Raw genomic sequence first — 12,765 nt, forward strand, 5'->3', positions numbered from 1 at the left:
CGCGGTGCGTGACCGCGGGTCCGCCGAGCGTCACGCCCGGCGGACCGGTCGTCGCGTAACGCCGTGTTTCCCGGTAGGTTGCACGCCGTGGAGGAGATCGACCGGGCCATCGTCGCGGCGCTGACCGCCGACGGGCGGCTGTCGTACACGGACCTGGCGGAGAAGGTCGGCCTGTCGGTGTCCGCGGTGCACCAGCGGGTCCGCCGGCTGGAGCAGCGCGGGGTGATCAGGGGATACGCCGCCCGGGTCTCCTTCGAGGCGTTGGATCTGCCGCTGACGGCGTTCGTGGCGATCCGCCCGTTCGACCCGTCGCAGCCGGACGACGCCCCGGAGCGGCTGGCCCACCTGCCGGAGATCGACTCCTGCTACTCGGTGGCGGGGGAGGACTTCTACCTGCTGCTGGTGCGGGTGGCCAGCCCGGCGGACCTGGAACGGCTGCTCCAGGAGATCCGCACCGCCGCCAACGTCACCACCCGTACGACCGTGGTGCTGTCCACCCCGTACGAGAATCGGCCGCCGAAGATCAATGGCGGGCCGTCAGGTCGGGGGCGGCCGCGGGCGGCGGGAGAGCCGGCTGGTTCCACCGCAGGATGACCTGCCGGCCGTGCTCGTGACCGAGCACGCTGACGGTGGCGGTGTCCAGGCGTAGCCGGCTGCCGGCCGACGGCCGCAGGCCGATCCACCGGGCGCCGAGCACCCGCAGGCTGTGTCCGTGGCCGACGAGGGCGACGTTGCCCCGGTCGAGCAGGGGAGCGGCCCGGGCGAGCACCCGGTCGAGCCGCTCGCCCACCTCGCTCGGCGACTCGCCGCCGGGGCAGCCGTCGGTCCACAGGTTCCAGTCCGGACGGTCCTCGTGCACCTCGACGGAGGTGCGTCCCTCGTACTCGCCGTAGTTCCACTCGGCCAGGTCGGGGTCGGTCGCCACGTCGAAGAGCCCGGCCAGTTGCGCGGTGCGCAGCGCGCGGCGGCGGGGGCTGGCCAGCACCCGGACGAACCGGCGGCCGGCCAGGGCCTCGCCGACGCTGCGGGCCTGCCGCTCGCCGTCCGGGGTGAGTCGGTGTACGAGGTGTGCCGGTGGCTGGCGCTCCAGGTGGTCTCGCCGTGCCGGATCAGCGTGATCTCTCCCATTCGTCCAGTTAACCAGCCCCCGCCTCCCCGATTACACCTAGCCTCCTAGGATGCCGTAGGCGGTGTGCCCGCCATGTCGGCGAAATGGCGCCATCCACGAGGTCGGAACACCGCCGTTTCGCCGACATGGCGCGGGTTTCCGGTCCTGGCAGGCGGGCATGCGGGGCGGGGAGGGGCGTAGGCCCCCCGGAACCGCCGGAGCAGAGGGAGTCGAGATGAGCTTCACCGACAAGGCGAAGAGCAAGGCTCAGGAGATGGCCGGCGCCGCCAAGGAGCGGATCGGCGACGCCACCGACAACGAGCGGATGCGGGCCGAGGGTGCCGCCCAGCAGCAGGAGGCCCGGGGCCGGCAGGCGGGGGAGCGCGCCGGCCAGGAGGCTCGGCAGAAGTTCTCGAAGTGACGCGGTAACCGGGCGGGCGGGCTCTCCGGCCCGCCCGCCCGGTCGCGTACCCGCCCCGGCCGTGCTCGGGTCAGGAGACCCGGGTGACCCGGATGGCGTCGGCGATGACCAGGCCGGCGCCGCTCGTCCACCGGCTGACACCGACGCGGCGATGACGTACGGGGTGGAGCTGTTGTAGCCGGCGTTGGCCGGCCACCAGGCGTCGACGCGGTAGGTGCCGGTGGCCGGTATGTTCACCTTGTACCAGGCGGCGTCGCTGGCGGCGATGGGGTCGGCGAAGCGGTAGTCGGCGCCGTAGCGCTGGCTGGAGTACGTGGAAGTGCCCCAGTTGGCGCTGGCGGTGAACCGCCCGGCGGTGGTGTTGTCGACGATGGTGCTCCAGGCGGTGCCGCCGGACATCTTGGCGGCGACGTCGGAGCGCATGACGTTCAGGTCGATGAAGGACGGGTCGATCTTGCCGGTGGTGCTGGTCTCGCGGTGGCCCCGGGCGTAGCTGGCGTCCTTGCCGAGCTGCTTGAGGACGGCGGCGGTCGCGGCGATGGACGCGTTGTACTGGGCGGCGGTCTTCTCCTGGTCGACGCCGTTGTAGTCGATCTCCCAGCCGATCAGCATGGTGTTGCCGTCGCCCGCGGGGATGGGGCCGCTGGCGCGGGCGGTGCCCGCGTGGTTGCAGCGGCCGGCGGAGATGACGTGGAAGACGCCGTGGTAGTCGACGAGTGCCTGGCAGAGCGGGCCGGGCAGGTCGGAGCGGCCGTTGATGCAGACGTTGAGGGCCGGGCAACCCCTATCTTCCTAGGACGCTCTACGCGACGTGCTCCCGCACATCAGCACCAAAAACCGGGGCCCCGGATCGAACCGGAGCCCCGCTGACGGTGCCAGCCGAGCCGTCAGTCGTCGCGGTGCTCGTGCCACCACTTCCGGCTGGACTCGGGGAGGGTGTCGATCGGGTCGTAGTAGGCGTAGCGCTTGTTCAGCGCCTCCAGGTCGGCGGACTCGATCGAGGTGCGGTAGTTCTTCGTCCAGTACGAGATGCCCAGCTCCCGGTCGTACTCGGTGAGCATGTGCACCCAGCGCTTGCCGACGAAGGGCACGTCGCAGACGATGCGCGGGGTGGCGTAGCCGGGCAGGTAGCCCATGATGTCGTGCTGGAGTTGCTGGGCGTACCACACGGGGACGCGCCAGTGCTCGGCGTTGGGGATCATGTCGCACATGTAGAAGTAGTACGGCAGGATGCCCGCCTCGCCCTGCAGCGCGAAGCACAGGTCGAGCAGGTCGGCGCCGGTGGCGTTGACGCCCCGCATGAGCACGCCCTGGTTGCGTACGTCGCGGACGCCGACGTCGAGGGCGGTCTGGGCGGCCCGGGCGACCAGCGGGGTGATCGACTGCCGGTGGTTGACGTGGGTGTGGATGGCGAGGTTGACGCCGCGACGGGCGGCGGTGCGGGCGACCCGCTCCAAACCCTCGACGACGTCGGCCTGCAGCCAGTGCTGGGGGAGGCCCATGAGGGCCTTGGTGGCGAGCCGGATGTCGCGGATGGTCTCGATCTCCAGCAGCCGCATCAGGTACGACTCGAGGTTCTTCCACGGCACGTTCGCCACGTCGCCGCCGGAGACGACGACGTCGCGGACGCCGGGGTGGGCCCGCAGGTAGCTGATGTGGGCGTCGTACCGGTCGACGGGCTTGAGGGTGAGCTTGAGCTTGTCGACGGTGGGGGTGGAGTTGCCGACGAGGTCCATGCGGGTGCAGTGCCCGCAGTACTGCGGGCAGGTGGACAGCAGCTCGGCGAGGACCTTGGTGGGGTAGCGGTGGGTGAGGCCCTCGGCGACCCACATGTCGTGCTCGTGCAGGGAGTCGCGGCTGGCGTACGGGTGGGAGGGCCAGTCGGTGCGCCGGTCGGAGGCGACGGGGATCATGTAGCGCCGCACGGGGTCGGCGAGGAACGCCTCGGTGTTCATGGGTTCGAACGGCACCATGGTGTTGAGCATCTGCGGGGGCACCAGCATGGACATGGTCGCCATGGACTTCTGGTCGGTCTCGAGGTCGGCGTAGAAGGTCTCGTCGACGCCGTCGCCGAGGACGGCGCGCAGTTGCTTGACGTTCTTCACGCAGTTGACGCGCTGCCACTGGGCGTTCTCCCACTGCTCGCGGGTGACGTGGCGCCAGCCGGGGAAGCGGGTCCAGTCGGGTTCGACCAGGGGGCTGCGGCGGTACTCGTACGGCTGCCCGGCGGTCGACGGCGCGGCGGCCGGGGCGTGACGGGGTTGAGGCATGGTCTCAACCGGTTGGGTCTGGGTCACGGCCCCTCCTCGGTGCGTGGTGCTGGTGATCAGCGGCCCGTAGGCTACTGGAAAATATCCGGTGAAGAAATTAGTCTGCCGGAAGTTTTCCCGCGATGCGAGCCCTGGCCGGGGCTTCGGGCGGCTGGACAGGGGAGGTCGCCGTGACGTCACCGGTGGGTCTGCACCGCGTCGTGGAACCGGCGGGGGTACTGCCGCAGGCGGCCTGGCGGCTGGACGCCGACCCGGCGATCGCGCCGAACGAGGTGCGCATCCGGGTGGAGCGGCTGAACCTGGACGCGGCAAGTTTCCGACAGTTGTCGGAGAAGCACGGCGGGGACGGCGAGAAGGTCCGCGCCGAGGTCCTGGAGATCATCTCCACGCGGGGGAAGATGCAGAACCCGGTGACCGGGTCGGGTGGAATGCTGATCGGCACGGTCGACGAGGCGGGCCGGCGGTCCCCGCTGGGGCTGCGGCCCGGAGACCGGGTGGCCACGCTGGTGTCGCTGACGTTGACACCGCTGACGATCACCGACGGGCTGGCCCGGTGGGACGGGCGCAGCGAGCAGGTGCCGTGCGACGGGTACGCGATCCTGTTCGCCCGGTCGATCGCGGCGGTGCTGCCGGCGGACCTGCATCCGGAGTTGTCCCTGGCGGTGCTGGACGTGTGCGGGGCGCCGGCGCTGACGGCGCGGGTGGTCGCGGAGCACGTGGCGCGGCGGGAGCGTGCCGGTGACGTGCGGCCGGTGACGGTGGCGGTGATCGGCGGGGCGGGCAAGAGCGGGTCGTTGTCGCTGGCGGCGGCGCGGCGGGCGGGCGCGGGTCGTACGGTCGGGGTGGTGCCGGTGGCGGCGGAGCGGGACGCCCTGGCGGCGGCCGGGCTGGCGTCGGAGGTGGCGTTGGCGGACGCGCGGGATCCGGTGGCGTTGTCGACGGCGGTGACGTCGGCGTTGGGGGCGCCGGCGGACGTGACGGTGGTGTGCGTGGACGTGCCGGGTTGTGAGCACGGGGCGGTGCTGGCGACGGCGGACGGCGGCACTGTGATCTTTTTTTCGATGGCGACGAGTTTCGCGGCGGCGGCGTTGGGCGCGGAGGGCCTGGCGGCGGACGTGACGATGCTGGTGGGTAACGGGTACGTGCCGGGGCATGCGGAGTTGGCGTTGGAGTTGCTGCGCGGCGAGCCGGGGGTGCGGGCGCTGTTCGAGGCGCGGTTGGCGGCAGACTGAGTGCCATGACGAACCCCTCGACGACGCGCCCGGCGACGCTGTACCGCGGTGGCGTGCTGCATTGTCCTGCTGATCCGGGCGCGACGGCTCTGTTGGTGCGCGATGGTCGGATCGCCTGGTTGGGGTCGGACGCGGACGCGCCGGCCGCTGATCGGGTGGTGGAGTTGGGTGGGGCGCTGGTGACGCCGGCGTTCGTGGACGCGCACGTGCACGCGACGGACACGGGTCTTGCCCTGTCGGGGCTGGACCTGTCGGGGGTGCGGTCGGCGGCGGAGTTGTTGGGGGCGGTGTCGGGGTTCGCGGCGGGTCTGCCGGCGGACGCGGTGGTGCTGGGGCACGGTTGGGACGAGTCGACGTGGGCGCGGCCGGTGCCGCCGGGGGCGGACGAGTTGGATCGGGCGGCCGGTGGGCGGCGGGTGTATCTGTCGCAGGCGTCGATCCATTCGGCGTTGGTGTCGCGGGCGTTGTTGGCGGCGTGTCCGGACGCGGTGGTGGCGGCGGGGTTCGACGCGTCGGGGTGGTTGCGGCGGGACGCGCACCATGTGGTGCGGGAGGCGGCGTTCGCGTCGGTGACGCGGGCGCAGCGGGTGGCGGCGCAGCGGCGGGCGTTGGAGCATGCGGCGTCGTTGGGGATCGCGGCGGTGCACGAGTGTGGTGGGCCGGGGATCTCCGACGAGGAGGATTTCACGGATCTGTTGGGCGTCTCGGGTGTCGGGGTGCCGGAGGTGTACGGGTACTGGGGTGAGTTGGGGGGTGCGGCGCGGGCCCGGGAGTTGGGCGCGGTGGGTGCGGGTGGTGATCTGTTCGCGGACGGGGCGTTGGGGTCGCGGACGGCGCATGTGTCGGGGGCGTATCTGGATGGGGAGCCGGGGGCGTCTGGGCACGGGTACCTGTCGGCGGAGCAGGTGCGTGATCATCTGGTGGACTGCGCGGCGTACGGGTTGCAGGGTGGGTTCCACGCGATCGGTGACGCGGCGATCTCCACTGTGTTGGAGGGGTTCGCGGGGGCGGCGGAGCGGGTTGGTCTGGACCGGTTGCGGGCGGCGCGGCACCGGGTGGAGCACGCGGAGATCATGAGTCGGCGGTTGATCGCGGGGTTCGTGGAGTACGGGATCGTGGCGTCGATGCAGCCGGCGTTCGACCGGTTGTGGGGTGGCGCGGGTCGGATGTACGAGTCGCGGTTGGGGTTGGCGCGGTCGTTGGAGTCGAACCCGATGGGTGCGATGCATTCGGTGGGGGTGGCGTTGGCGTTCGGGTCGGATTCGCCGGTGACGCCGCTGGATCCGTGGGGTTCGGTGCGGGCGGCGGCGGCGCATCACAATCCGGTGCAGCGGATGAGTGTGCGGGCGGCGTTCGCGGCGCATACCCGGGGCGGGTGGCGGGCGGTGCACCGCGATGGTGAGGGTGTGTTGGCGTTGGGGGCGGCGGCGACGTTCGCGGTGTGGTCGACGCCGGCGGGGGTGGAGCGGGGTCTGCCGGTGTTGGAGGCTGAGGATCCGGAGTTGCGGGGGCGGGGGATCCGACGCCGTTGCCGGTGTGCCGGGCGACGGTGCTGCGGGGTGACGTGATCTACGAGGAAGGGTCTTCGTGACTGGGAAGCTTGGCCTGGATCCGGCGCTGGTGGCGCGGGCGCGGGAGTTGGCGCGCCGTGCGGGGCGGCCGGTGGTGGATCTGGCGCGCAGCCACACGACGGTGTCGGTGGAGCGGGCGGTGCTGCGGCTGGCGGGGGTGGCTGGTGCGGATCCGGATGGGTTTCCGTGGGTGAACCGGCTGGTCGACGCGGTGGTGGCGGACGTCGGGTTGGGGCACGGGGTGGCGGCGCCGGTGTTTGACGCCCTGGCTCGGGAGGGCCTGCCGGATGTGACGTTGCTGGCGCAGCAGGCGGCGGCGGGTTCGGTGCGGTTCGGGGTGCCGTCGGGGAAGGCGGCCGCGGCGGCGCGCAGGGCCGCGCGGAGGGCGGTCGCCGCGGGTGTGCGGCAGATCGACCGGCGTCGGGTGGAGCGGGAGCGCCTGGTCAGGCGGTACGGGGATCCGGAGCAGCGGCCGTGGATCTATCTGATTGTGGCGACGGGGGACATCTACGAGGACATTCCGCAGGCGCAGGCGGCGGCGCGGGCGGGTGCGGATGTGATCGCGGTGATCCGGTCGACGGGGCAGTCGTTGTTGGACTATGTGCCGGAGGGGGCGACGCGGGAGGGGTTCGCGGGGACGTATGCGACGCAGGAGAACTTCCGGTTGATGCGGGCGGCGTTGGACTCCTCGTCGCGGGAGTTGGGTCGGTACGTGCGGTTGACGAACTACGCGTCGGGGTTGTGCATGCCGGAGATGGCCACTCTGGCGGGTCTTGAGCGGCTGGACATGATGCTCAACGACTCGATGTACGGGATTTTGTTCCGGGACATCAATCCGATTCGTACGTTTGTGGACCAGCGGTTCTCGCGGCAGGTGCACGCGCGGGCGGGGATCATCATCAACACCGGTGAGGACAACTACCTGACCACGGCGGATGCGGTGGACGAGGCGCACACGGTGACGGTGTCGCAGCTGCTGAACGAGTTCTTCGCGCATGAGGCGGGGTTGGCGGACTGGCAGTTGGGGTTGGGGCACGCGTTCGAGATCAACCCGGATGTGCCGGAGTCGTTGCGGCTGGAGTTGGCGCACGCGTTGTTGGCGCGGGAGTTGTTCCCGGAGGCGCCGTTGAAGTGGATGCCGCCGACGAAGCACATGACGGGGGATGTGTTCCGGGGGAACCTGTTGGACGGGTTCTTCAATCTGGTGGGCACGATGACGGGGCAGGGGATCCTGCTGGTGGGGATGATGACCGAGGCGGTGGTGACGCCGTGGTTGTCGGACCGGGACATCGCGTTGCAGAACGTGCGGTACGTGTTGGGCGCGGCGGGTGGGTTGCGCGAGGATTTCGTGCCGGCGCCGGGCGGGTTCATCCAGCGGCGGGCGCACCGGGTGCTGGGTGAGGCGGTGGAGTTGCTGGAGCGCATCGGTGAGCAGTCGCTGTTGACGGCGATCGCGGAGGGCACGTTCGGGATCATGCGGCGGCCGGCGGACCGGGGTAAGGGCCTGGACGGGGTGGCGCGGCACGAGGCTGACTACTACAACCCGGCGACGGAGATTTTGGAAGGAGACCGGGCGGGAGCGGGGAGTGAGCTTGCGGGTGCCGTGGTCGCGAGCGAAGGGGTGAGGCGGGCGTGACCGCCGGGGTGGGGAGGAAGATCGTCCGGCCGTACGGGGACACCACCGGTGACGGGATGGTGCAGGTGTCGTTCACGCTGCCGGTGCCGCACGACAAGCGGGCCGAGGGTGCGGCGGTGCAGTTGGCGAACCGGATGGGCATCGATCCGGCGATGCTGGTGCACGCGAAGCAGATGGGTGATGGGTTCACCTTTTTCGTGGTGTACGGGCGGGTGAACCATCTGGTGGACCTTTCCGCGGTGCAGGTGGTGGAGCGGGATTTTCCGTTGCTGTCTGCCAAGGAGGTCAACGCGGTGGTGAAGCAGAGGTTGCGGCGGAAGCTGTCGGTGGTGGGGGCGTGCATCGGCACGGACGCGCACACGGTGGGCATCGACGCGATCCTGAACGTGAAGGGCATCGCCGGGGAGAAGGGCCTGGAGTACTACCGGGAGTTGAAGGTCACCAATCTGGGGGCGCAGGTGAGCGTGCCGGATCTGGTGGAGGCGGCCCGGGTGGAGCGGGCGGACGCGGTGCTGGTGTCGCAGGTGGTGACGCAGCGGGATGCGCATCTGCACAACACGCGGGAGATGTCGGCGGCGTTCCGGGAGGCGTTGCCGGCTGGTAGGCGGCCGCTGTTGATCGTGGGTGGGCCGCGGTTCGACGAGACGATGGCGGCCGAGTTGGGGGTGGACCGGATCTTCGGTCGGGGCACCACTCCGGGTGAGGTGGCCAGCTATCTGGTGCACGCGTTGGTCACGAGTAAGAGGGCGGCGAGGGCATGAGTGGTTCCCGGGTCGGTCTGACGGTGGTTCACCGGCGGTATGTGCCGTACTCGCACGCGCACTACGCGGGGAACCTGGTGGACGGGGCGTACGCGTTGGGGTTGTTCGGGGATGTGGCGACGGAGGTGTGTATCCGTACCGACGGAGATGAGGGGTTGTTCGCGTCGTACTCGGATGTGCAGTTTCTGGCGCCGATGCGGGCTGGTGACGTGCTGGAGGTGTCGGCGACGGTGACGCGGGTGGGTACCCGCAGCCGCACGCTCGGCTTCGAGGCGCGGGTGGTGTGCCGGGGTCGCCCGGACAGGGGCGAGTCGGCCGCTGAGGTGCTGGAGACGCCGATCGTGGCGGTGACGGCGACGGGCACGGTGGTCGTGCCGCCGCGGGCGTGAGGGTCGCGGTCTGCGCCGACGTCGGGTCGACGTTCACGAAGGCGGCGGTGGTCGACCTGGACGATGGCCGGCTGGTGGCGGCGGCGTCGGCGCCGACCACGGTGGGCACGGACGTGTTGCACGGCCTGGCCGCGGCCGTCGCGGCCGCGGCCGCCGGGTTGGGTGTCGGTGACGCGCCGTGGTACGTGTGTTCGTCGGCGGGTGGCGGGTTGCGGCTGGCGGTGGTCGGCTACGAGCCGCTGGTGACGGCGCAGGCGGGCCGGCGGGTGGGCCTGTCGGCGGGGGCGAACGTGGTGCATGTGGCCGCCGGGCGGCTGGGCGGGGCGGACGTGGCGGCGTTGCGGGCGGCCCGCCCGGACGTGGTGTTGCTGGTGGGCGGCACCGACGGCGGGGACGCCGACACCCTGACGCACAACGCGACCCGGTTGGCGCGGGCGCGGTGGCGGGTGCCGGTGGTCCTGGCGGGCAACGTCGATGTCCGCGACGAGTTGCGTGGGCTGTTGGCGGGTGCGGGGGTGCCGGTGACGGCGGCGGACAACGTGCTGCCGCGGATTGGGGTGTTGGCGCCGGCGTCGGCGCGGGCGGCGATCCGGGAGGTGTTCCTGCGGCACGTGATCGGCGGGAAGCGGCTGTCGCGGGGGTCGCGGTTCGCGCGGCTGGTGCGGGCGGCGACCCCGGACGCGGTGCTGACGGGGGTGGAGGTCCTGGCCGATGCGGCCGGCGGTGACCTGGTGGTGGTGGATGTGGGTGGGGCGACCACGGACGTGTACTCGGTGTTGACGCCGGACGAGCGGGACAGCGGGCCGGGCCGGCAGGTGACGGGGTCGCTGTGGCGGGCCCGCACGGTGGAGGGGGATCTGGGGATGCGGTGGAGCGCCCCGGGGGTGGTGCGGGCGGCGGCGGAGGAGCGGCTGCTGGCGGTGGGGGAGCAGGACGTGTTGGTGGGGGAGGCGGCGGCGCGGGCGGCGGAGCCGGGGTTTGTGCCGGTCGACGCGGCCGGACGGGCGGTGGACGGGCGGATCGCCGCGTTGGCGGCGACGGTGGCGGTGCGGCGGCATGCCCGGGGCGGGGCGACGGGGGAGCGGGACGGCCGGGATCTGCGGGACGTGCGGCTGCTCGTCGGCTCGGGGGGTGTGCTGCGTCACGCCCCGAGTGGGGACGCGGCGGTGGTGCTGGGGGCGGTGTTGACCGATCACGCCGGTGGGTGGCCGGTGCCGCGGGACGCGCGCGCGGTGGTGGATGTCGACTACGTGCTGGCCGCCGGGGGGTTGCTGGCGGCGGAGCATCCGCGGGCGGCGGGGTTGCTGCTGCGCCGGCATCTGCTGGCGGGGTGAGACACGCCGACGCGACACGCCGTGGACAGGCCGGGGGCGGGTTGACAGGGCCCCCGGTGTACCGCGTACCGTCTTTGAGTCCTACTACGGGAAGTGGCTGTTGTTCGCTTCGTCCCTTCGTCCGCTGGCCGAGTGACCTTTTTCGCTGGTCACGGCGGCCAGGTCCAGCGGGCGGGGGTCGGCGGGGCGGCGCGAACCGGCCACGGTTACCGGTGTACGGGCAGGGTGAGGTGCACGGCCAGTAGACAACGGCCGGGCGGGGGCAGCCAGTCCACCGTCAGGTCGGTCCGAAGGTCGGGGTGCCTGATCCTCGCCCCACCGGCCGGGGAGGGCCTGGGAGCATCGGGGCACGGCGCACGCCGTGCCCCGATTTTCGTCCGGTCGACCCGTCGGGGTGTCGGCGTGGCCGGGTAGCCTTCGGCGGTGTGATCGTAGGTGGGGTGCCGGTGACGGCTGTCGAGCAGACCCCGGCGCGGGACGCGGCCGCGCCCGGGTCTCCGGCCGGGCCGCGTCCGCTGCCGCTGCGGGTGGCCGTGCCGTTGGCCGTGGCGGCCGGGTTGGCGTTGCTGGTCGCGTTTCCCCCGTACGGGGTGTGGCCGGCCGCGGCCGTCGGGGTGGCGCTGCTGGCCGCGGCCGTGCACCGGCGGCGGCTGCGCGCCGGGGCCGGGTTGGGGTTCGTGGCCGGGGTGGCGTTGTTCGCGCCGCTGCTGTCGTGGACGAACCTGCACACCGGCTACCTGCCGTGGGTGCTGCTGTCGTTGTTGCAGGCGGGGTATCTGGCGCTGCTGGGGGCGGCGGCGGCGTACTGCTCGCCGCTGGTCGAGCGGCGGCGCTGGTCGTGGCCGGTGGTGACGGGCCTGCTGTGGGTGGGGCAGGAGGCGCTGCGGTCGCGTACCCCGTTCGGGGGGTTCCCGTGGGGGCGGCTGGCGTTCAGCCAGGACGAGTCGCCGGCGCTGCGGCTGGCCGCCGTCGGTGGGGCGCCGCTGGTGACGTTCGCGGTGGCGGTGGCTGGTGGGCTGCTGGTGGCGGCCGCGTGGCGGCCGTGGCGTGCTGGGGGACGGCGGTGGGCGGCGGCGCCGGTGGCGGGCGCGGTGGCGGTGTTCGCGGCCGGGCTGCTGGTGCCCGTCGGCGTCGCCGGTGACGCCGGCCGCGGCGTCACCGTCGCCGTGGTGCAGGGCAACGTGCCCCGCCTCGGCCTGGATTTCAACGCCCAGCGGCGGGCGGTGCTCGACAACCACGTGCAGGCCACCCTCGACCTGGCGGCGCAGGTCGCCGCCGGCGCCCGACCCCAGCCGGACCTGGTGGTGTGGCCGGAGAACGCCAGCGACATCGACCCGCTGCGCGACCGGGTCGCGGGGGAGTGGATCAGCCGGGCCGCCGACGCGGTGCGCGCGCCCATCCTCGTCGGGACGCTGCTGCTGGGCCCGGGTGAGCACGTCCGCAACGCCGGCGTCCTGTGGCGGCCCGGCACCGGCCCGGACCTGGAGCAGTTGTACGTCAAGCGGCACCCGGTGCCGTTCGCCGAGTACGTGCCGCTGCGCGACATCGCCCGCATGGTCAGCAAGCAGGTCGACCGGGTGCGCAGTGACTTCGTGGCTGGGGACCGGCCGGGCGTGGTCGACGCCGGGCCGGCGGTACTCGGGGACGTGATCTGCTTCGAGGTCGCCTACGACGGCCTGGTGCGGGACACGGTCACCGGCGGGGCGCAGTTGCTGGTCGTGCAGACCAACAACGCCACGTTCGACGTGGCCGAGGCCCGCCAGCAGTTGGCGATGGTGCGGCTGCGGGCCGTCGAGCACGGCCGCGCGTCGTTGATGTCCTCCACGGTCGGGGTGTCCGGGTTCGTCACCCCCGACGGGCGGGTATCCGACGCCACCGGGTTCAACACCCGCGCCGTGGTCGTGCGTGAGCTGCGCCTCGGTGACGGGCGCACCCTGGCCACGCGGGTGGGGGTGTGGCCGGAGGTGGTGTTGGCCGGCCTCGCCGTCGCGGCTCTGGCCACCTCGGCGGTGCTGCGCCGGCGGCGCCTGCCCGGCTAGCGGA

The 12,765-nt window shown here is 72.4% G+C and carries 8 protein-coding genes and 3 pseudogenes; 8 read left to right on the forward strand and 3 right to left on the reverse strand.

Annotation, left to right across the window (positions count from 1 at the left end; genetic code table 11):
• Positions 1-87: 87 nt before the first annotated feature.
• A complete protein-coding gene (locus tag JD77_RS25780; protein WP_145776539.1) occupies positions 88-594 on the forward strand; it encodes an Lrp/AsnC family transcriptional regulator in 507 nt (168 codons plus the stop codon).
• On the opposite strand, the pseudogene JD77_RS25785 reads toward JD77_RS25780, so the two are convergent.
• From JD77_RS25785 to JD77_RS25800, 3 genes and pseudogenes are all read right to left on the reverse strand, one after another.
• Positions 524-1,128 (reverse strand): annotated as a pseudogene (locus tag JD77_RS25785) (histidine phosphatase family protein). The gene JD77_RS25780 and the pseudogene JD77_RS25785 overlap by 71 nt on opposite strands.
• An 8-nt stretch (positions 1,129-1,136) precedes the next feature.
• Positions 1,137-2,288: a golvesin C-terminal-like domain-containing protein gene (locus JD77_RS35640; RefSeq protein WP_425463598.1), complete on the reverse strand. Its 1,152-nt coding sequence runs from the start codon at positions 2,286-2,288 to the stop codon at positions 1,137-1,139.
• 128 nt (positions 2,289-2,416) lie between these two features.
• Complete coding sequence (locus JD77_RS25800) at positions 2,417-3,826, reverse strand: KamA family radical SAM protein (protein WP_145776541.1); 1,410 nt, start codon at positions 3,824-3,826, stop codon at positions 2,417-2,419.
• Positions 3,827-3,921: 95 nt separating this feature from the next.
• Here JD77_RS25800 and kdd point away from each other — a divergent pair, with 95 nt between their 5' ends.
• The 7 genes and pseudogenes from kdd (at position 3,922) to lnt (ending at position 12,761) form a co-directional block, all read left to right on the forward strand.
• The gene (gene kdd, locus JD77_RS25805; protein ID WP_211372676.1) at positions 3,922-5,031 is read left to right on the forward strand and encodes an L-erythro-3,5-diaminohexanoate dehydrogenase; all 1,110 of its coding nucleotides are present in this window, start codon (positions 3,922-3,924) and stop codon (positions 5,029-5,031) included.
• Between the two features lie 5 nt (positions 5,032-5,036).
• Positions 5,037-6,622: pseudogene (locus JD77_RS25810) on the forward strand (amidohydrolase).
• Positions 6,619-8,169: pseudogene (gene kamD, locus JD77_RS25815) on the forward strand (lysine 5,6-aminomutase subunit alpha); the annotation flags it as partial. The pseudogenes JD77_RS25810 and kamD, both read left to right, overlap by 4 nt.
• A gap of 65 nt (positions 8,170-8,234) precedes the next feature.
• On the forward strand, positions 8,235-8,999 hold the full coding sequence (kamE, locus tag JD77_RS25820; RefSeq protein WP_145776544.1) for a lysine 5,6-aminomutase subunit beta: 765 nt from the start codon (positions 8,235-8,237) through the stop codon (positions 8,997-8,999).
• On the forward strand, positions 8,996-9,388 hold the full coding sequence (gene kal / locus JD77_RS25825) for a 3-aminobutyryl-CoA ammonia lyase (protein WP_145776545.1): 393 nt from the start codon (positions 8,996-8,998) through the stop codon (positions 9,386-9,388). The genes kamE and kal overlap by 4 nt, the downstream gene beginning before the upstream one ends.
• Positions 9,385-10,722 carry a glutamate mutase L gene (locus JD77_RS25830; RefSeq protein ID WP_145776546.1) on the forward strand — a complete coding sequence of 446 codons (1,338 nt, stop codon included), beginning with the start codon at positions 9,385-9,387 and terminating at the stop codon, positions 10,720-10,722. The genes kal and JD77_RS25830 overlap by 4 nt, the downstream gene beginning before the upstream one ends.
• A gap of 425 nt (positions 10,723-11,147) precedes the next feature.
• Complete coding sequence (gene lnt, locus JD77_RS25835) at positions 11,148-12,761, forward strand: apolipoprotein N-acyltransferase (RefSeq protein ID WP_387227644.1); 1,614 nt, start codon at positions 11,148-11,150, stop codon at positions 12,759-12,761.
• Positions 12,762-12,765: the final 4 nt, after the last annotated feature.

This window comes from Micromonospora olivasterospora, from assembly GCF_007830265.1.
Lineage (GTDB): Bacteria > Actinomycetota > Actinomycetes > Mycobacteriales > Micromonosporaceae > Micromonospora > Micromonospora olivasterospora.

Bases quoted from the DNA above. Each gene is read 5' to 3' on its own strand.
- kdd (WP_211372676.1), top strand. From the start codon at position 3,922: ATGCGAGCCCTGGCCGGGGCTTCGGGCGGCTGGACAGGGGAGGTCGCC.
- kal (WP_145776545.1), top strand. From the start codon at position 8,996: ATGAGTGGTTCCCGGGTCGGTCTGACGGTGGTTCACCGGCGGTATGTG.